An 18,172-nucleotide genomic window follows, 5' to 3' on the forward strand; every position below is an offset into this window, starting at 1 on the left:
ATATAATAGGGCATTTCCAAAATAAGAGAGAAAAGACCTCCAATTTTTACCATGCAGGTGAAATTGAAGGTCTTTCTGTATAAGCATAGTATCATTATTCATTACCGCAGTAACGCCGGATCTATTTCCGGCACAAGCCCTTCTTTCGCTGCATGCTCAAGTAAAGAGGTTACAGCAGCATAACCGTCCTCACCTAAATGTCCAGTAAAGTGGTTTACATAAAGATCAATATGAGCTTTCGCGACTTCAACTGACAATTCCTGAGCGTGACTCATCACATAGTTCTGGCATTGTTCCGGATGGGCCCATGCATACTCAACAGAAGAACGGGTCCACTCTGCTATGGATTCCAAATCCAAAGAACGCCGTGCAATGATAGCTCCGAGCGGAATCGGCAGACCGGTATCTTCCTCCCACCAGCTCCCCAAATCGGCAAGCAGCGTGAGTCCATAGGAAGAATAAGTAAAGCGGGCTTCATGAATAACCAGTCCCGCATCTATTTCGCCGTCACGTACGGCAGGCATAATTTGGTCAAACGGCATCACAACAATCTCGCCTATACCTCCCGGTACATGCCGGGAGGTCCAAAGCCTGAACAGCAGATAGGCAGTTGAACGCTCACTGGGTACAGCGATCCTTCTTCCAGACAAAACGGACGGGTCTTTCGTACCGTCTTTAGTTAGTATAAGCGGCCCGCACCCCCGCCCAAGGGCTCCCCCGCACGGTAACAGGGCGTATTCGGACAGAACCCAAGGCAAAGCCGCATAAGAGATCTTTAGTACCTCCGGGCCGTCTGAGCGGGTTGCCAGGTGGTTGGTAATATCGATGTCTGCATAAGTAACATCCAGTTTAGGCGCTCCGGGGATCAATCCGTGTACCCAGGCATGGAAAACAAACGTATCATTAGGACAAGGGGAAAAAGCAATCCTCATCTTAACACCTCCCGTAAGACAGAACTGGCTGATGATAAAGCAGCCAAAGCTTCTTTTATGCGCCACGCACTCTTATCACGGGGGCCAACCATGTTGGAGACAGAGCGAATTTCAAGGACGGGTACGCCCTGGTCCTGGGCAGCGGCAGCTACCCCATATCCTTCCATAGCCTCAGCCGCAGCCCCTTCTATCCGTGCGGCCAGTGCCAATGCGGAATCTGAAGTACCTGTTGCCGTAGAGACTGTAAGTACTGGACCAATATGTACAGGTAATCCGGCTCCATTGAACGTTTCAGCTATTCTGGATACCAGCATGTCATTAGTCTGGATGCAGGATGAACCGAAGCCTAATTCCTCCAAGATGCTGAAACCTTCCTGTGTCTCAGCTCCCAAATCAGCAGCAATGATCTCACCAGCAATCACAATATCCCCTATCCCGGCCTTGCCTGGAAATCCGCCCCCGATTCCGGCGCTTATAACCAGTTTATAGTTCCCGCTTGAAAGGGCTTTTGCTGTGCGGGCTGCAGCCATGGCCGGACCAACTCCCGCCAGAATAACATCAAATCCTTTCGTGTCTTGAAGCCCCTGAAGGACTGCTTCCCTTTCCGCCTCTACAGCAGTCATTACGAGTATCCTCTCTGAAGGTTCCTGTTCACGACCATTCGCTGTCGGACAAGTTCCCCTATTTTCTTCAGCATTCATAACCCTACCCACTTCCCCCTTTTTTTCGGCCTACGGCGTTCCCTCTTCCTCCGGCAAAACTTTTTTTGGAATCTGGTCTCACCGGCACTTGCATAGAAATGAAAAAACACACTTCATCCGAAGGGACGAGTGCGTTCAAAACATGGTCTACCCCAAATTCAACCTGCACGTAGATTATTTCATGCAAGCCCTTATGCCATTCTCTTGCGGTTGACGATTTCCCTCTTCGGATAGTCCTCTGATGGAAATCATATTTTTCAGCTATCCCTGACAGTTACCTTTGTTCTTATTATACCTTTCAATCCCGGAAAAGATCAAGAAATCGGAGTCCAAGTTATTTCAGATGGCGTATTTGCAATTCATGAAAGTTACCATTCCTCATCTTGGGCATTTTAATTTGCAAATATCCTTCTTTGAATGAAGCCTTGCTCTTGTGAGGGATAATAGAAGCAGGCAATGATATCAATTTCCCTTCATCCTGGCCTGGCCATCCTTCTATTTTAATTTGATTGTTGTTTAAAGAAACGGACAAATCTTCAATGTGAACCTGCTTCGGGATTTTCATCCTTGCAACCAAATCGTTATGCAGTTCAAAAACATCACAGGGAACCTCACGGCTTCCCTCCTTAGCCTGCCGAATCACATTCTTCACGTAATTTTCTACTTTTGCCGGATCCAAATCAAGCGGATTGCCTAGGTCATTAAAAGGAAATTTATTTTGAAAAAACGGATCCTGCAAGACCCAGTCATGCTCCCCAATTCTTCCCTTGTCCATAGTAGCCCTCCTTTCATCTTCCCATACTTATTTTATGCGGTAAAGGAAATTGGAGTGACCCTGGGATAAAAGTCTACATACAATGATAAAGAGCATTATGTTTACAGGAGGGGGAGCGATGCCTTCAATTGTCGGAAATATTAAAATTAACAGTGTCGGCCCAAGCTCCAATGTCCAGATCGGTGATTCAGCTTCAATTATACTCAGCAGTAGCACAAAATCTTATGCAGGAGCCAACTCTTTTGTAACAGGGGATGAGATCGGTACGATTATCAGATATAACCAGGCCAGCAGCACAAATACCAATGACCCGGATGTGGTGGATAGTGATGGCAGACAACAAATCGTGTAATCTCAGCTCATTTACTGTGAATCAGACGATTACAATTCATCAGATACGGATTGAAGTGATCAGCAACTCTTCTGTATTTCATATCGGAACTGCGGGAGTCATTAAATCTCTTTCCAATATATACAATACAGGAGGATTTACTGCGCCAGCCCCGCAATTCGGCCAAGATGCCTCCCACTTGCCGTACTCCCCTATGGTTCCATTGCCGCCGCTTCGATAAAAATGAAGTTTCCAGTATGTGTCCTTTTTTCCTCCATATAATGTGTTAAGGAGGGAACACAGATGGATTATTACAGCTATCAGCAGCTTATTTTCCAGATTCAGTGGCTTTTGGAAAAAACTCTGTTGCTGGATGATCGCTTGTCCCAATTGCAATCCGATATAGATAACATCAAGCAACGCAATCCGACAAGCATAGATAGAATACCATTTTGACCAATTGAAGATCGAAAGACTGGATGGCACATTAAACATCGGCCTTACACCGAACGGAGGCAAATCGTTAGACGACCTCACTGTTAACGGGCAACCTCTCGATCAGATGAACATCCGGGATAACGGGAATTCGCATATTCATCAACAGCTAATCCGTTATCTTTATGAACAAGTACCCGAGAAAATACGCAAATGGAGTGAGGCACACCAGGCGGATGCAAGTGAAATAACCCCTGCCATCTTAACGGATATTCACCAACAGCTCGATGAAAGAATCCGCTATTATATGCATGCCGTATCAGACGAAAACCAAAAAGCAGACCAGATAGATGAGGAAAGTGTGAAAATGTCCGTTTTTGAAAAGGTTAAGCACGATATTGACACGGCAGTGGAACAATACATCAGTAAAACATTTAAACAAGGAGGGTGATAGGAAATGAAGTTAACTGTTATTAATAAAGATATTTATGTAAACAAAATAAAAGTTATCGGAGTTGCGAGTTCTTCCGTTTTACTTGTGGGAGACAGCCAGGTCATTACATGCAGTTCGGCCTTTGATACTCCTCCCGAATCCGTTCTGACAGGCCCGCTGGTCCCCTTGGCTTCCCCTATATAAAACAGTCATGAAACGAATTTCATGTGTAACTAATATCCTCATAAATAATATAGATAACAGTTCCACATTCATTTGTGGGGATACTGGACGAATCGGGGCCAAGAGCAATGTATTTGCTTTACATCGTGAAGTTCCCGTTTTTATCGAAGATGAAGGAAATTTCTCGGACTATAAGGTTTTCTCCAAAAAGATTCCCACTATTCCTTTGGATGAAAATCTCGAGCAAGAGGTGCTGAATCTTTCCCCCCGCATTAAAGTGGGGCAAATCAAAGTTAACAGCATTTCAACTTCCGCTTCCTTTCAGGTGGGAAGCAACCATCGCATGGATTTGGAGAGCCGTATCGTAAATATCAGGCAGTTTGTGGATGCGCCTCCTTCTTTAAAAAGATACAAAGGTGTGATTATAATCCCAAAGCCGCCGGTTAAATAACAGGTGTTACACGAATGATAATTAGACAATGAAAAAAACGATCGCGTCATTGAAGGACAGCGATCGTTTTTTATTTTTTCGATGGTTAGTCTAAAAAGTCCTTTAATCTCTTACTTCTGCTTGGGTGTCTTAGTTTCCGAAGGGCTTTCGCCTCAATCTGCCTGATCCGTTCACGGGTAACACCGAACACTTTTCCCACTTCTTCAAGCGTGCGCGAACGCCCATCTTCAAGCCCAAACCGGAGGCGTAATACGTTCTCCTCCCGTTCGGTTAATGTATCCAAGACGTGCTCCAGCTGTTCTTTTAACAATTCGTATGAAGCAGCGTCCGCCGGAGCCAATGCGTCCTGATCTTCGATAAAATCTCCAAGATTGGAGTCATTTTCTTCCCCGATCGGTGTTTCAAGTGAAACCGGCTCCTGGGAAATTTTCATGATTTCTCTCACTTTATCTGTGGAGAGTTCCATTTCCTTGGCAATTTCTTCAGGGGTTGGTTCGCGCCCGAGTTCTAGGAGGAGTTGTCTGGAAACGCGGATCAGTTTATTGATGGTTTCTACCATATGAACCGGGATTCGAATCGTTCTGGCCTGGTCTGCAATGGCACGCGTAATCGCTTGCCGAATCCACCAGGTTGCATAGGTACTGAACTTATATCCCTTAGTATAGTCAAATTTCTCTACTGCTTTCATTAGTCCCATGTTACCTTCTTGAATCAGATCCAGGAACAGCATACCGCGTCCCACATACCGCCTGGCTATGCTGACAACTAGGCGCAGGTTGGCCTCAGCTAATCTCTGTTTCGCTTCCTCGTCACCTTCCATAATCCGTTTGGCAAGTTCGATTTCATCATCGGCTGTAAGAAGGTGAACACGTCCAATCTCTTTTAAGTACATCCGTACGGAATCATTGAGACTACCTGCCGGCAGCGTCAGATCATCCTCGTCCAAAGAACCTTTTGTTTGGTTCCCGGGTTCAGGATTATCATCTGTTTCATTTTCCACTTCAATGCCAAGCTCGGCAAGCAATTCGAAAAATTCATCGATTTGTTCCGGCTCTTGATCAAAAGGGGCGAGCTTCTCTATGATCTCTTTATAAGTCAGCGAGGAGTGTTGTTTTCCTGATTCGATTAATTGTTCCTTCGCCCTTTCAAGCGTAAGTCTAGTCTCTACTTTCCCATCTTCATTCGCCATGTTCAGCTCCATCCTCCCATAAAAAATTCCCCGAAAAAATGTTTTCTTTTTGTTGGATCGACCCCTTCTTTTGTAGTTGACAAAAAGGTTGCGGTATGTTATATTATATTAGTGTAAAATTGTTTCGTATACGTGATTTTAACATAATTTTATTAGGAGTTCAACTTATGCCTCTTGCCTTCCTGCTTTGCGGGAAGGTTTTTTCATGTTTAGAACGGTGTACAGAAGAAATTCCGGAAGGTATCCGGGATTGGATAATGCCAAAAAGGATGACCGCGATCCGAGGACCACGGTCACTGAAAAAAGGCTGTGCATAATCTGCCATGCAAAAACCTGATTGAGCAGCTAATGTCATATTCCCTTCTAAAGGAGATTGATCTCAGAATGGAACCCCTTTTGCCCGAAGAGCATATTGTGGTTCTATAGGCTATTATCACGATTCGGAGGTTCAATATGGACACATATCCGTTATATCCTTATTTAGGTTCGAAAACTAAATGTGAAGAAAAGCCAGTCGCTTTTCCGCCTCAGCATCAGGATATCCAGCCCGGCCTGGAATATATCATGTCTCCAAGACCGATATATGAAAATCCTTCTTATAGAGGGAGTAATAAGCTTTCTGGACGGGTTGCGGTCATTACTGGAGGGGATAGCGGGATTGGAAGGGCTACTGCTGTCGCTTTTGCCAAGGAAGGTGCCGATGTAACAATCGTCTATCTTTATGAAGATGCCGATGCGGTGGAAACGCGGAGAAAGATTGAACAATTAGGAAGACGATGCCTGAATTTACGCTTGGATCTTCGTTCAAAGGCAGCGTGCTGTTCAGCAATAACAAAAACGATGGAATTTTTCGGCAGACTTGATATTCTAGTTAATAATGTAGGGGTTCAATACCCCCAGGAAAGCCTGATGGATATATCGGAGGAGCAACTGGAGCATACATTTCGTACCAATATCTTCTCCTTTTTTTCATGACACAGGCAGCACTGCCACATCTGAAAGCAGGTGATTCCATCATTAATACGGCTTCCGTTACCGCTTTCCGGGGAGAAAAAACGCTTATTGATTATTCCTCCACCAAAGGAGCCATTGTATCTTTTACCCGATCTTTGGCAATGTCACTTGTAGAGGACGGAATCCGGGTTAATGCTGTGGCACCAGGCCCTATCTGGACACCATTGACTGTCTCCAGCTTCCCGGCAGAGCGTGTCGCCGTATTTGGGACGGATACTCCTATGAAACGAGCGGGACAGCCCTTTGAGCTAGCACCCGCTTATGTATATTTAGCAAGTGATGATTCCCGTTATGTAACCGGAGAAACTCTGCATATAAACGGTGGTGCTTTTATTGCTTGAACCGGATGATGTCAGATCGTGAATTGGATTTATCCCCTTACAAAAAAAGACGCTTCCCTATTTTATAAGGTAAGCGCCTTTTTTTGATGGCTGCTTTACCACCATCCAGTCATCATAACAACCAGCAGCGCACTTACTGTACCAAGGAAAGAGCCTACCAAACAATCCGAAGGATAGTGATGCCCCAAGTACACCCTGGACATGCCCACCAAAATGGCTAGAACGAGAAGTACCAGGGAAAACCAGCCAGTCATAAACAGAAAGGGCGTGATAATAGAAAAAATAGCTGTAGTATGTCCGGAAGGGAAAGACGGGTCCTTAAGCATTGTCTTGGCCGTATTCACTTGTTCTAAAGCAAGATAAGGCCGGATACGCTTAAACTTTCTCTTTAATCCAACAGCGAGAAGATGACTTACCGTTAGAGAAATCAGGGCCTGCCCCCCCCGCCCTGCTCCAGGATTCAGGGGCGAATAGAGCAACCGAAAATGTCATGAGAATGGTAAAGAACGCTCCTCCAAGATGGGTAAGCATACCTAAAACACGATCCAATGCCGAGAAGTTCAGTCTATGGTTAAACCAGAAAAACAGTCGCACATCCTGCCTATAAAGCCAGTCCGCATAATTTTGTCTCAAGGTGAGTCCCTCCTTTTCTTGCTGTTAAAGGCTTCTCTAAAATCATTTTATACCGGGACTGTTAATTATTTTTTATAGCATGGTTGGGCCAAACATGGTATTCTTATCTTAACCTAAAAGTTGACGCAAAGAAAATATGGAGATTCAACGAACTTTCAATCTGACGGCCTAATTTTCAACCACGATTATTCGTTTATTGATAAAGTCATTGTATTGAACCCTTATTACGTTTATTCGCAAGAATGGTTACTTCAGTAAGAAAAATCCTCCATCTATCCTGTCACTAACGAAATCATCGGAAAGATACTTTCCCTCATTTTAAGTTAATCGAAATGATATCTTAGAAATTTGGAAAAAACCGCCCCTTTTTATCAAAAAGGAGCGGCATACTTATACTTTCACTATACGGTTAATACAGAAGTAAAAGGAATTTATTTGACTCCAACGGCGTCATAAGCTTTATTCACGGAATCGACTTCACTGGAATCAGCTCCGAACAAATCCGTTGCAGACTGGATAGCAGCGGCCCTCATAGCCGAGAAATTTGAATTGGGAGTTAAATAGTAAACAAGTGCATGGTAGTAGATATTCACCGCATTATCCCGCCCGATGCCATCGATAGTTATACCTTTATGAGTTCCTCCTTGAGCGAGCAGATAGTAGGCTTTATTGTTAATTCCGCTATTAGTGTGAACGCCGCCATTATCCGAAGGTCCTTTGTAACGATTGCTGTAATGGTCCGGCTGACCATAAAGTGTTGGGTCCTCTAAGGAACGGAGAGCATCCTCCGGAATATTCGGCGTATACACGTCTTCTCCAATAAGCCATCCTTTGCCTTTGATCGCATTGCCGATAATATCCGAAATGGATTCATTCAATGCTCCGGATTCGTTCTCATATTCCAAATTGGCCGTATGTTCTGTAACTCCGTGAGTCAATTCATGGCCTACCACATCCAGGTCTCCGGAGAAGGGAATAAAGGTTTTTCCATCACCGTCTCCGAATACGATTTGCTGCCCGTTCCAGAAGGCATTATTGTATTTAACGCCATAGTGAACAGTGGACTTGATTTGCAGCCCCTTGCCGTCCAGGCTGTTGCGGTTGAATTTATTTTTATAGAAGTCATAGACGGTTTCGGCATAGGTGTGTGCGTCCACAGCAGCCCCATCTGTCCAATTATCATTGTTAGTATTGGTTAAAAGAAGTCCGGGAAGAGTATAGCGGTTGGAGGCGGAGTACGTTTTGATGCCGTTTCCGCGAGTAGTATCGCTTAACTGGAAGGTAGAACCGGATTTTGTGGTAATAAACGATTTTTTGTCACCCAGTACACCGGTTCCTGTGCCTGTGGCGTGATCAAGCAAACTGTATTTGCTTACAATACTTCCATCCTGGGCATTAATAAAATAGCGGGTACGCAGCGCTTGAGGCTCGAGTACATTGACCTCTGTAACGTATACCAGGAAGGCTTTCCCTTTATCTAGGTAAACATTCAAGTCAGCTTTGGGAGCTGCTTCAGGTTTACCGAGCTTTCCGATTTGCTTCTCCGCATCTTTTTCGGCAGCCTGGATGGCTTCTGTGGGGCTTATTTGGGGTTTAGTCCCGCTTGGCAGCAGGTTCTGATAATCACTCGGGAGTACGCTTCCGATCAGGGAGGTAATCTCTCCTTCTTTATTAAAGTGGACGGTCTGGTCAGCTCCATAAACCGGAATGCCTTGGATATATTGTTTGAGCTTGTAATGCGATGTTCCCGATTTTGAATCTTTTTCCTTCTTGACAATCTTTAGCTGGTCTTTAATTTCTTCCTTACTGATATCCAATTTTTCTTCTTTGTTGGACAGGTACTTCCAGATAGCTTCTTCTTCAGAAGCACCGGACGGCGGATTCCAATTCTCGCCTACAATAGTTTTGGGGGCAAGTTCACGGTTAGGGTCTTCTGCTCCTGCTACTCCTGCTGCCCCTGCGGACAATGACGTTCCTACCAAAAATGCTCCTGCCAGAATAGTTACCAGTGTCTTCTTCATTCATTTTCCTCCTATCAAATTGGTTTTTCTTGCATAATGAGATTTTCATGCAAGCGTAAAGAAGATCATCTCCTCCTTTCCGTTCTCCCTCTTATCAGTCAATCTATCAATCTGGTATTATTAAGATGGGGGAACTATGAATTACATATATATTACCATAAACTTACATAAATGGAATACTAGATTTTAAAAAAACAGAAAAAAAATAGACTACCGTCAATGAACTGCACCCCATTTGTTAGACACATCTAACAATGGGAGGTGCAGTTTTTATATGGCAAAATACAGTGTAGAACTAAAATTAAAGGCAGTTTTAGCTTATCTCGGAGGAAAAGCTTCGTTTCAAACAATTGCTCATCAATTTAAAGGGTCGGTAGAAGCACTAGAAACACGTATTAAGCAGCTTGAAATGGAAAATGCCTATTTAAAAAAGTTGAATGCCTTAGTTCAAAACAAGGAAAAATCACCAAACAAGACAAAGCACAAGTCGTCTATGAATTAAGGCATGAATTTCCGGTGAACGATTTAGTAAAGCTAGCAGGTACTCCACGCAGTACCTATTATCATTTGGTCAAACAAATGAATCGCCCTGATCCAGATGCCGATGTAAAACAAGCCATACAAGCGATTTATGAAGAACATGAGGGGCGATATGGTTATCGCCGTATTCGTGATGAATTAATGAATCGTGGACAAAAAGTGAATCATAAAAAAGTACAGCGAATCATGAAAGAATTGGGTTTAACATGTCTTGTTCATATGAAAAAATATAAGTCATATAAAGGGGGAATTGGTAAGATAGCGCCTAATATTTTGAATCGCCAATTTACAGCGACAAAACCGTATGAAAAATGGGTGACAGATATCACAGAATTTAAATTATTTGGAGAAAAACTGTATCTATCACCTGTATTAGATTTGTTTAACCGAGAGATCATTACGTATACAATAGGCTCGCGTCCAACCTATTCCCTTGTTTCAGAGAGGTTAGAACAAGCTTTCGAACGCTTACCTGAAGATCATCGGCTCCTGATGCATTCAGATCAAGGCTGGCATTATCAAATGAAACAATACTGCCATGCTCTGAAAGAAAGAGGCATCATACAAAGTATGTCTCGAAAAGGCAACTGTTACGACAATTCAGTGATAGAGAATTTCTTCGGTCTGATGAAATCTGAATTTCTCTACTTAAAAGAATTTAAAAGTATAGAGCATTTTAAAGAAAAACTAGAGAAATATATCGATTACTATAATAACAAACGTATAAAGGCAAAATTAAAAGGTTTGAGTCCGATACAATATCGAACTCAAACCCAACAAGTTGCCTAATGAACTAACCGTGTCTAACTTTTAGGGGTCACTTCATCAACAGCAGTCTATTTATCAGGAATGAGCCAAAATTCTGCGGGTTGATCCTTTAGGTTTATCAATAGTGCTAGCCTTTAGCTATTTCCTCCATAACCTCTCTCCAAACAATCTCATGGTCCCATCCCAGTTTCTGAAACACAGCCTCCATCTTTTTTCTTTGAACATCACTTAACTTTTTCTCCAGTTTCTTTCCCTTTTCCGTTAAATAAAGCTCTCGAACCCGACGATCGGAAGCAGATGGCTCACTTATGATGTAACCCATTTCGGTAAGCTGCTTCATTGGAGCATGCAGCGCCTGTTTCGTTACTTCAAGCGTCTTCAGCAGGGCATTGACACTGATTCCGGGCTGTCAATCGCTCTACGAACGGGAAGTTGCCGGAAAGCCGAAATTTAACCCCTCTTCCTCAGGACCTGTTACTCAAAAACGTTTCTGGGAGAGACTTGGCCAGTTCCTGGATAAAGGCGATGTGTTATTAGCCGAACAGGGCACGGCTTTCTTCGGAGTATCTACCGTCCCTTTACCGGAATATATTACATTTGTTGGACAGCCGCTGTGGGGATCTATCGGGGTATACCCTGCCGGCACTTCTGGGCACTTGCCTGGCTTCGCCCGAACGCCGTCACATTCTTATAATTGGGGACGGCTCCTTCCTATTGAATGCTCAAGAGCTATCGACATTGATGAAGCATAAGCTGAAACCTGTTATTATCCTAATTAACAATAACGGATATACGGTTGAACGTGCTATCCATGGTGCAGATCAGGCTTATAACGATATTTACATGTGGCAATATCACCGCCTTCCCGAAGTTTTGGGCGTGCAAAACGACTGTGTAAGTATCCGGATTCAGAATGAAAAAGAACTGGATGACGCCTTGGTCCAAGCGAAAAATTCGAATAAGCTGATGTTTTTGGAAGTTCGAATGGATGCCATGGATGCACCTGAACTGCTTGTTGACCTGGGCAAAATGTTCGCCGCCCAAAATGATTATTAAGTGTTGTTATTTCCCTTCATTTGCAATAAACCTGATACTGATTAGATCCGTAGGTTTTCTGTATAGCTTATTATATATCTTAGCAATAGGAATGTTATATATAAAGATCCTCCATGCTTACCTCATAGCCAAGCTGTTTCAATAGGTAAACAACTGGGCACGCCGAACGCCTTCCCTTGTCAACTCTACAACTAAAGAAACCGGATCAGGGCAATCTTTCTCGGCTAAGAGAATCCAGTCCATGATTGAACGGAAAGGAACCTCTTGTTTTCCCGGCTTTGCGGTTTGATAATCTTTATAACAAAGCGGCAATCAGTCTCTGCAATAATAAGCTGCCGATTCGTAAGGACGAAGAACGAACTCGCTTAAGTATTCATTTGTATCGGGATAATTACTGATTAACAATGTTGTCTCTTTTCCAGCATCCAATCCTTCAGGAGGAGTAAATGACGTTGTTCGGCTCGAAAAGTTACTTACGACCAGCAGCCTTTCTTTACCAAAACTTCGGACATAAGCGAAAAGCTCAGGGTGGTCCGCAAGCAGTAAATTGTAGTCGCCGTAGGCAATAATATCATATTCTTTGCGCAGCTGAATCAAATTGCGGTAATGATGAAAAATAGAGTCCGGATCATTTAACTCGTTCTTAACGTTCACGGATGAGAACGAAGGAGCCAGCTTGATCCAAGGTTCTCCATTTGTAAACCCTCCCTGCTCGGTATCATCCCATTGCATAGGTGTGCGGGAATTGTCTCTTGATTTTTGTTGAAGCGCAGCCATGACTTCCGTTTCTTTAACTCCCTGCTTTATGAGCAGACGGTAGGCATTAATAGATTCCACATCCCGGTAATCATCAATGTTGCTGAAGTACGGGTTTGTCATTCCGATTTCTTCACCTTGATAAATATATGGAGTTCCCTGCATCAAGTGTAATGTTGTTGCCAGCATTTTCGCTGACTCCCGATGATAATTCCCATCATTACCGAATCGGGATACAACCCTCGGCTGGTCATGGTTACACCAGAAGAGTGCATTCCATCCATCTCCTGCTTGCATGCCCTGCTGCCATTCGCTCAAAATCCGCTTTAATTGAAGGAAATCAAACTCAGCGGCTACCCACTTCTTCCCTTCCGGGTAATCTACTTTCAAGTGATGGAAATTGAATACCATACTCAGTTCTTTTTCTTCCGGATTCGTATACCGGATACAGTGCTCTATAGAAGTGGAGGACATTTCTCCTACTGTTAAGAGATTCGGATACCGGGAAAATACCCTTTCATTCATCTCTTTTAAGTATTCGTGTATACGCGGTCCGTCCGTATAATACTTCCTGCCATCATCCGTGGCCTTCTCCAGAGTATCATTCGGATAACGCTGGTCTTTCGATAAAAGGTTAATCACATCCAGGCGGAATCCGTCCACCCCTTTGTCCAGCCAGAATCGCATCATATCGTAAATGCGTTCTCTTAGTTCCGGATTTTCCCAGTTCAAATCAGCTTGGGACTCATCGAACAAATGCAGGTAATATTGCCCTGTACGTTCATCGAATGCCCAGGCACTGCCGCCAAATTTAGACTTCCAGTTATTAGGGACTCCGCCGTCTGCCGGGTTTTTCCAGATATAGTAGTCCCGGAGAGGACTGTCTTTACTGCTGGACGCTTCAATAAACCAGGCATGATCCGTTGAAGTGTGGTTTACGACAATATCCATGATGATTTTGATTCCTCTAAGATGAGCTTGTCTGAGGAGTTCTTCAAAGGTTTCCATTGTTCCGTATTCAGGTTGAATACGATAATAATCACTAATATCATATCCGTTATCTTTCTGCGGAGATTCATAGATGGGAGTAAGCCAAATCACCTCAACACCCAGTTCTTTCAAATAGTCCAACTTGTCGATAATTCCCTGCAAATCACCAATTCCATCACCATTTGTATCTTTGAAACTTTTGGGATAGATCTGATAAATAACGGATTTCTTCCACCATTCTTGTTTCATATTGTAGCTAATCTCCTTATTCCCTATTATTCCCCGTTATCGTCTGTTTTCTTGTTTTTCCGATGAGATAAGTGATGATAAACGGAACAACCAGAGCCAGGATCATCCCGATGAAGAAAGGTCCCCACTGTTTCGGGAAGATAGATAAAAACCCTGGAAGGCCACCTACACCAATGGATGCTGCCTGAACTTTAAATGCTGTGATACACACCGCTCCGGTTGCCGAACCAATCATAGCGGCGATGAACGGATAACGAAGCCGCAAGTTCACTCCAAACATGGCCGGTTCGGTAATGCCGAGATAAGCAGATACAGCAGAAGTTATTGACATTCCTTTAAGTTTCTCATCCCTGGATATAAACATAACCGCAAGGGCGGCTGATCCTTGTGCGATATTGGACAAAGCCAGTATCGGCCATAGAAATGTACTGCCTGTGCTGGCAATAAGCTGCAGATCCACAGCCAGGAAAGCATGGTGCATGCCGGTTACTACCAGCAGCGGATACAGGCTGCCGTAAATGAGTCCGCCAACTACAGAAGCGTGTTCGAAGATACTTACAAATGCCGATGTAATAAGGTTCCCAATTGCAAATGTCAGAGGGCCGATAACGATAAAAGATAAAAAACCGGTAAGCAGTAAAGTAATTGGAGCAACAAGCAGCAATTTAAATGAGTCCGGGACTCTTTTGTTTAAGAAGATTTCAATTTTAGCCAGACAAAATGCGGCGATGAGAACTGGCAGTACCTGTCCCTGATACCCTATTTTTTCAATTTGCAGGCCAAAAAGGTTCCAGTGAGGGACAGTACCGTTGGCAACAGCATCCCCGTATGACCAAGCGTTCAGCAAATCAGGGTGAATCAGCATAAGTCCCAGAACAATTCCCAGAAGTTGGCTGCCTCCGAATTTTTTTACGGCAGACCAGCCGATCAGGCCAGGCAGAAAGACAAAGGAAGTATTCGCAATCAGATTGATGATTTCAGCAAATCCCTGCCACTGATTGTACACTTCAATCAGCGATTGATCCGCAAAGAAAATTCCTTTTCCTGTTAAGATATTATGAAGCCCCATTAATAAACCTGCCGTTACGATTGCCGGCAAAATGGGAATGAAGATATCCGCCAATGTCTTAATGGCGCGTTGAAGCGGATTCATTTTCTGTGCGGCAACATTCTTGATATCTTCTTTGGAAGCGCGTTCACCGCCGGTCTGATGAAGTAATTCCGCATAAACTTTCTCTACAATACCCGGTCCGATAATAACTTGAAATTGGCCGTTTGAGGAAAAAGAACCCTTTACTAATTCGTTAATTTCCAAGCTTTTTTGGTTTATAACCGATTCATCTTGCAGTGCAAATCTTAAGCGTGTAACGCAGTGGGTTACCGCAGCAATATTATCTTTCCCCCCTACTGCTTCCAAAATCTTAGCAACGGACTGCTGGTTGACAGCCATGATGTAACCTCCTTATGGAATCGCTTCCTTTCTGATTGACGATATCATTATAGCCTGTCTAGACAAGTTTGTAAACACTTGTCTAGACAAGTCCAAAACAGTTAATAAAAATGTCAAACTTTCTCCCTTGTTCTATTCTGTCCCTTGCCATTGATCTTTCTTACATCACCCTAGCGTCAACATCCCCTTTATTCAGGAAGAGGTATGGGGGCTTGAACAAAGCTCTTGAAGCAAACTCTGAACCAAGTTCTTGAATTAAGCTTTTAAACCAAACCTTTCAATATACTCAAATCTCATTACCGGCTTAGCAGGATTGCTTTTCTGAACGAGGGGGAGAGTGGAACCAGGAAATTGACACAGATAATTTGTGCTGCTGGAAGTAATACACGCTCTCCGAAATTTGCGAACAAAAAAACCGCCTAACGGCGGCGGGCAAAATCGGTAAAAATGAATCGTTCCGGGTGGTGGCGCGATTCAGTATATTCAAATAATGTCCCATCGGATAAATGGACGAAGTTTTTAACCACGGCAACAAATCCGTAAGATTCCATATCCAGGTATTCACGATCCTTGACCGTGACCGGTTCAACCTGAATAATTCGTTGGGAAAATCCGATTTTAAGCCCTAATTGCTGTTCCATATATTCATAGATAGAGTCCTTCGCTATATCTTCTGTTAATCCGGTCAGTTTTTCTTTCAGGAAGTAATTGATGTCGAAAATGATACGCTCTCCATCAAGCTCACGTATTCTATGCAAGCAATAGACTTCTTCCCCCAGCGGCAGTCGGGTTTTGTCATGAAGTTCCTGTGTAATGATCATCTCCGTAAAGAACGGTACTAAAGTGACAAAAGACTGACCGTTATTTTCGCTGGCTTCTTTAAAACTGACCAGTCCGCCAAATGAAAATGTAATAGCATTCCTTTCCAGAACGTAAACCCCTTTGCCCGGATGCCGGTTAACCATACCTTCTTCAACTAAAAGATCCAAGGCACTCCGTATCGTTCCCCGGCTTGTCTTATAGATGCTGCAAAATTCATGTTCCGAAGGCAGTTTATGTCCAGGTCCGAATTCACCTGAAAGTATTTTTTCTTTGATATCTTCATAAATGGCCATATAGCGTTTGTTTATTTGCTGTTTCATGTAAAAAATCCCCCATAATTTCTGTCCAAAATAAATCCTGTCCAGTTCTCATGTTAACTTATTATTCCGATTCGTCAAGCCGGCTATTCCATAATTTGCTATCAAGATCATTTTTCATATAATGATAGCTATGGTTTTTATTACCTTTCTAATTTTTTGTTAAATGGAATGACCAATATAAAGACGAATGTGGGGGTATTTATCGGAGGCGCTTCCAGTTTACATTTGCTGATCGAAGTTCATCGTGATACCAGTGATCATCAATGAATCGAGAAAGCCAAAAAAGTTGGGGTAAAAGTATTTCCAACTTCTATTTATTGGTTGAACGAAAACAAGAAGCCTGTTATACTCCACTGATATTCTGGCATAAAGGAACTCGTTTGCCCTCTCCGTTTATCCATTGTATAGTTAAAATAAGATCTTTAGAGATACTAATCAGGCAGAGGAGATAAAAACGAATGGAGAAAGCCACATTTGCAGGGGGTTGTTTTTGGTGCATGGTGACCCCCTTTGAAGAGCTTCCCGGGATTCATGGGATCTTATCGGGTTATACAGGGGGAACCAAGGAAAGTCCCACGTACGAAGAAGTCAAAACCGGTACAACCGGACATGCCGAAGCCGTTCAGATCACGTTTGATCCGGAGTTATTTCCTTATGAACGGCTGCTGGAACTGTTTTGGCAGCAGATCGACCCTACTGATGCGGAGGGGCAATTCCATGACAGGGGCCCGCAATACCTCACCGCCATATATTACCACAACGAAAAACAGCGTGAGCTTGCACTTCAATCCAAACTAAGACTGGAGCAGAGCGGCCGCTTCAATAAACCTATCGTAACCGAAATTACAGCTGCCCGGCCTTTCTACCCCGCTGAGGAGTATCATCAAAATTATCATAAGAAACAACCAAAGCATTACGAGGAAGACAGGGAAAAATCGGGCAGGGAATGCTTACATCAATAAACATTGGCATGATCTTTAAATAATAGTTACACAGTAATTTGATAAATTTTAAAAGCTAAAACCAAAAGCGTCATGCCACGCTTTTGGTTTTTTTAGATTCCTCTACTTCGTCATAATAGAATTCATTCAGCATAATCTATTGACGAGTAGCCTTATTTTCGGCTGTTGCCTTTAAAAGATTGCGTTGATGGCAATGAAAATTAAAATAACCCCGCTTAATAAGGTTCCAAACTGTCCCAGACTGAATGATCCAATACGGATTCCAGCTGCTCTTTTCCCGACGGCTACTCCTACCCAGACTGTAACAAAACTTCCTATTGATGCGGTTAAGGAAATCGCAAGAGGTGATAATCCTAGCAACCCAGCCCCAACACCATTAGTAACCGCATTTGCTGAGAGCGCTACCCCCAAAAGAATAGACTCTCCGTATCCAATATCTCCCGACTTATTAGTATCGGCTCTTTCCGGGTTTTGCAGTATTCCTTTCACGCTAAGTGCCGAAGTCTCCTTTTCCAGATCAGCTTTTTGCTGTTTCCGGGGGACGGCTAATAACATGATACGGATCCCAATAATAAAAAGTAGAAATGCTCCAACCAAGGCAGGGAATATACCAGGAAGCACCCTAGATAACCATTGGCCACCTAAAATCCCGATTTCACTAAAGAGAAAACAGATAACCGCAATAATTAGATTTGAAACAAATCCGATGTGAATCTTGCGAATGCCGTAAGAAATACCTACACCCAAGTTATCCAGACTTGAAGATATTGCAAAACCCGCAACAATCAGCCATGTCATGATGATTCACTCCTTTGCTCTT

At 43.3% G+C, this 18,172-nt stretch carries 19 protein-coding genes and 4 pseudogenes; 11 read left to right on the plus strand and 12 right to left on the minus strand.

Annotated features, from left to right (window positions below; all coding sequences use genetic code 11):
* Window positions 1-101 precede the first annotated feature (101 nt).
* From BXP28_RS05620 to BXP28_RS05635, 3 genes are all read right to left on the minus strand, one after another.
* A complete protein-coding gene (locus tag BXP28_RS05620; RefSeq protein WP_023484199.1) occupies window positions 102-932 on the minus strand; it encodes a 1,4-dihydroxy-6-naphtoate synthase in 831 nt (276 codons plus the stop codon).
* Complete coding sequence (locus BXP28_RS05625; RefSeq protein ID WP_036654280.1) at window positions 929-1,633, minus strand: futalosine hydrolase; 705 nt, start codon at window positions 1,631-1,633, stop codon at window positions 929-931. The genes BXP28_RS05620 and BXP28_RS05625 overlap by 4 nt, the downstream gene beginning before the upstream one ends.
* 334 nt (window positions 1,634-1,967) lie before the next feature.
* The gene (locus BXP28_RS05635) at window positions 1,968-2,408 is read right to left on the minus strand and encodes an Hsp20/alpha crystallin family protein (protein ID WP_023484201.1); all 441 of its coding nucleotides are present in this window, start codon (window positions 2,406-2,408) and stop codon (window positions 1,968-1,970) included.
* Between the two features lie 118 nt (window positions 2,409-2,526).
* On the opposite strand from BXP28_RS05635, the gene BXP28_RS05640 reads away from it, so the two are divergent.
* The 6 genes from BXP28_RS05640 to BXP28_RS05660 all read left to right on the plus strand — a co-directional run bounded on the left by BXP28_RS05640 (window position 2,527) and on the right by BXP28_RS05660 (window position 4,241).
* Window positions 2,527-2,760, plus strand: a complete 234-nt coding sequence (locus BXP28_RS05640) for a spore germination protein (RefSeq protein ID WP_036654283.1) — start codon at window positions 2,527-2,529, stop codon at window positions 2,758-2,760.
* Window positions 2,738-2,980 carry a spore germination protein GerPB gene (locus BXP28_RS05645; protein WP_077584946.1) on the plus strand — a complete coding sequence of 81 codons (243 nt, stop codon included), beginning with the start codon at window positions 2,738-2,740 and terminating at the stop codon, window positions 2,978-2,980. Before BXP28_RS05640 ends, BXP28_RS05645 begins: the two co-directional genes overlap by 23 nt.
* Before the next feature lie 62 nt (window positions 2,981-3,042).
* Complete coding sequence (locus BXP28_RS22500) at window positions 3,043-3,195, plus strand: hypothetical protein (protein ID WP_155116314.1); 153 nt, start codon at window positions 3,043-3,045, stop codon at window positions 3,193-3,195.
* Window positions 3,196-3,199: 4 nt separating this feature from the next.
* Entirely contained in the window at window positions 3,200-3,625 is a 426-nt protein-coding gene (gene gerPC, locus BXP28_RS05650) for a spore germination protein GerPC (RefSeq protein WP_023484203.1), read from the plus strand.
* Window positions 3,626-3,631: 6 nt separating this feature from the next.
* Complete coding sequence (locus BXP28_RS05655; RefSeq protein ID WP_023484204.1) at window positions 3,632-3,811, plus strand: spore germination protein GerPD; 180 nt, start codon at window positions 3,632-3,634, stop codon at window positions 3,809-3,811.
* A 7-nt stretch (window positions 3,812-3,818) separates the two neighbouring features.
* Window positions 3,819-4,241, plus strand: coding sequence for a spore germination protein GerPE (locus BXP28_RS05660; protein ID WP_023484205.1), 423 nt, complete (start codon window positions 3,819-3,821; stop codon window positions 4,239-4,241).
* Between the two features lie 85 nt (window positions 4,242-4,326).
* Here BXP28_RS05660 and rpoD read toward each other — a convergent pair whose 3' ends face one another.
* Entirely contained in the window at window positions 4,327-5,430 is a 1,104-nt protein-coding gene (gene rpoD / locus BXP28_RS05665; protein ID WP_036656673.1) for an RNA polymerase sigma factor RpoD, read from the minus strand.
* 453 nt (window positions 5,431-5,883) lie between these two features.
* Here rpoD and BXP28_RS05675 point away from each other — a divergent pair.
* Window positions 5,884-6,785 (plus strand): annotated as a pseudogene (locus BXP28_RS05675) (SDR family oxidoreductase).
* 95 nt (window positions 6,786-6,880) lie between these two features.
* On the opposite strand, the gene BXP28_RS05680 reads toward BXP28_RS05675, so the two are convergent.
* Together BXP28_RS05680 and BXP28_RS05685 are read right to left on the minus strand one after the other, a co-directional pair.
* Window positions 6,881-7,264: a phosphatase PAP2 family protein gene (locus tag BXP28_RS05680; protein ID WP_311847774.1), complete on the minus strand. Its 384-nt coding sequence runs from the start codon at window positions 7,262-7,264 to the stop codon at window positions 6,881-6,883.
* Between the two features lie 585 nt (window positions 7,265-7,849).
* Entirely contained in the window at window positions 7,850-9,439 is a 1,590-nt protein-coding gene (locus tag BXP28_RS05685) for a M4 family metallopeptidase (RefSeq protein WP_023484210.1), read from the minus strand.
* A gap of 364 nt (window positions 9,440-9,803) precedes the next feature.
* Between BXP28_RS05685 and BXP28_RS05690 the strand changes: the two are divergent.
* Window positions 9,804-10,768 (plus strand): annotated as a pseudogene (locus tag BXP28_RS05690) (IS3 family transposase); the annotation flags it as partial.
* A gap of 106 nt (window positions 10,769-10,874) precedes the next feature.
* Here BXP28_RS05690 and BXP28_RS05695 read toward each other — a convergent pair.
* Window positions 10,875-11,069: a hypothetical protein gene (locus tag BXP28_RS05695; RefSeq protein ID WP_326110444.1), complete on the minus strand. Its 195-nt coding sequence runs from the start codon at window positions 11,067-11,069 to the stop codon at window positions 10,875-10,877.
* A gap of 18 nt (window positions 11,070-11,087) precedes the next feature.
* Window positions 11,088-11,147: pseudogene (locus BXP28_RS24985) on the minus strand (MarR family transcriptional regulator); the annotation flags it as partial.
* Between BXP28_RS24985 and BXP28_RS24000 the strand changes: the two are divergent.
* A complete protein-coding gene (locus tag BXP28_RS24000) occupies window positions 11,137-11,499 on the plus strand; it encodes a hypothetical protein (RefSeq protein ID WP_051427837.1) in 363 nt (120 codons plus the stop codon). The pseudogene BXP28_RS24985 and the gene BXP28_RS24000 overlap by 11 nt on opposite strands.
* The gene (locus BXP28_RS24005; protein ID WP_241466819.1) at window positions 11,396-11,803 is read left to right on the plus strand and encodes a thiamine pyrophosphate-dependent enzyme; all 408 of its coding nucleotides are present in this window, start codon (window positions 11,396-11,398) and stop codon (window positions 11,801-11,803) included. The genes BXP28_RS24000 and BXP28_RS24005 overlap by 104 nt, the downstream gene beginning before the upstream one ends.
* 312 nt (window positions 11,804-12,115) lie before the next feature.
* Here the strand turns inward: BXP28_RS24005 and treC are convergent, their stop codons facing one another.
* The 3 genes from treC to treR form a co-directional block, all read right to left on the minus strand.
* Complete coding sequence (treC, locus tag BXP28_RS05705) at window positions 12,116-13,798, minus strand: alpha,alpha-phosphotrehalase (RefSeq protein ID WP_023484213.1); 1,683 nt, start codon at window positions 13,796-13,798, stop codon at window positions 12,116-12,118.
* A 16-nt stretch (window positions 13,799-13,814) separates the two neighbouring features.
* A complete protein-coding gene (gene treP, locus BXP28_RS05710; RefSeq protein ID WP_023484214.1) occupies window positions 13,815-15,248 on the minus strand; it encodes a PTS system trehalose-specific EIIBC component in 1,434 nt (477 codons plus the stop codon).
* Window positions 15,249-15,667: 419 nt separating this feature from the next.
* Complete coding sequence (treR, locus tag BXP28_RS05715; protein ID WP_023484215.1) at window positions 15,668-16,390, minus strand: trehalose operon repressor; 723 nt, start codon at window positions 16,388-16,390, stop codon at window positions 15,668-15,670.
* Window positions 16,391-16,848: 458 nt separating this feature from the next.
* Here treR and msrA point away from each other — a divergent pair.
* Window positions 16,849-17,371, plus strand: a pseudogene (gene msrA / locus BXP28_RS05720) (peptide-methionine (S)-S-oxide reductase MsrA).
* Between the two features lie 152 nt (window positions 17,372-17,523).
* Here the strand turns inward: msrA and ytaF are convergent.
* Window positions 17,524-18,150 carry a sporulation membrane protein YtaF gene (gene ytaF / locus BXP28_RS05725; RefSeq protein WP_023484217.1) on the minus strand — a complete coding sequence of 209 codons (627 nt, stop codon included), beginning with the start codon at window positions 18,148-18,150 and terminating at the stop codon, window positions 17,524-17,526.
* Window positions 18,151-18,172 lie beyond the last annotated feature (22 nt).

The sequence above is a fragment of the Paenibacillus larvae subsp. larvae genome (assembly GCF_002003265.1).
In the GTDB taxonomy this organism is placed as follows: Bacteria; Bacillota; Bacilli; order Paenibacillales; family NBRC-103111; genus Paenibacillus_H; species Paenibacillus_H larvae.

Bases quoted from the DNA above. Each gene is read 5' to 3' on its own strand.
- BXP28_RS05620 (WP_023484199.1), bottom strand. From the start codon at position 932: ATGAGGATTGCTTTTTCCCCTTGTCCTAATGATACGTTTGTTTTCCAT.
- BXP28_RS05625 (WP_036654280.1), bottom strand. From the start codon at position 1,633: ATGAATGCTGAAGAAAATAGGGGAACTTGTCCGACAGCGAATGGTCGT.
- BXP28_RS05635 (WP_023484201.1), bottom strand. From the start codon at position 2,408: ATGGACAAGGGAAGAATTGGGGAGCATGACTGGGTCTTGCAGGATCCG.
- BXP28_RS05640 (WP_036654283.1), top strand. From the start codon at position 2,527: ATGCCTTCAATTGTCGGAAATATTAAAATTAACAGTGTCGGCCCAAGC.
- BXP28_RS05645 (WP_077584946.1), top strand. From the start codon at position 2,738: ATGGCAGACAACAAATCGTGTAATCTCAGCTCATTTACTGTGAATCAG.
- BXP28_RS22500 (WP_155116314.1), top strand. From the start codon at position 3,043: ATGGATTATTACAGCTATCAGCAGCTTATTTTCCAGATTCAGTGGCTT.
- BXP28_RS05655 (WP_023484204.1), top strand. From the start codon at position 3,632: ATGAAGTTAACTGTTATTAATAAAGATATTTATGTAAACAAAATAAAA.
- BXP28_RS05660 (WP_023484205.1), top strand. From the start codon at position 3,819: ATGAAACGAATTTCATGTGTAACTAATATCCTCATAAATAATATAGAT.
- rpoD (WP_036656673.1), bottom strand. From the start codon at position 5,430: ATGGCGAATGAAGATGGGAAAGTAGAGACTAGACTTACGCTTGAAAGG.
- BXP28_RS05685 (WP_023484210.1), bottom strand. From the start codon at position 9,439: ATGAAGAAGACACTGGTAACTATTCTGGCAGGAGCATTTTTGGTAGGA.
- BXP28_RS05695 (WP_326110444.1), bottom strand. From the start codon at position 11,069: ATGGGTTACATCATAAGTGAGCCATCTGCTTCCGATCGTCGGGTTCGA.
- treC (WP_023484213.1), bottom strand. From the start codon at position 13,798: ATGAAACAAGAATGGTGGAAGAAATCCGTTATTTATCAGATCTATCCC.
- treP (WP_023484214.1), bottom strand. From the start codon at position 15,248: ATGGCTGTCAACCAGCAGTCCGTTGCTAAGATTTTGGAAGCAGTAGGG.
- treR (WP_023484215.1), bottom strand. From the start codon at position 16,390: ATGAAACAGCAAATAAACAAACGCTATATGGCCATTTATGAAGATATC.
- ytaF (WP_023484217.1), bottom strand. From the start codon at position 18,150: ATGACATGGCTGATTGTTGCGGGTTTTGCAATATCTTCAAGTCTGGAT.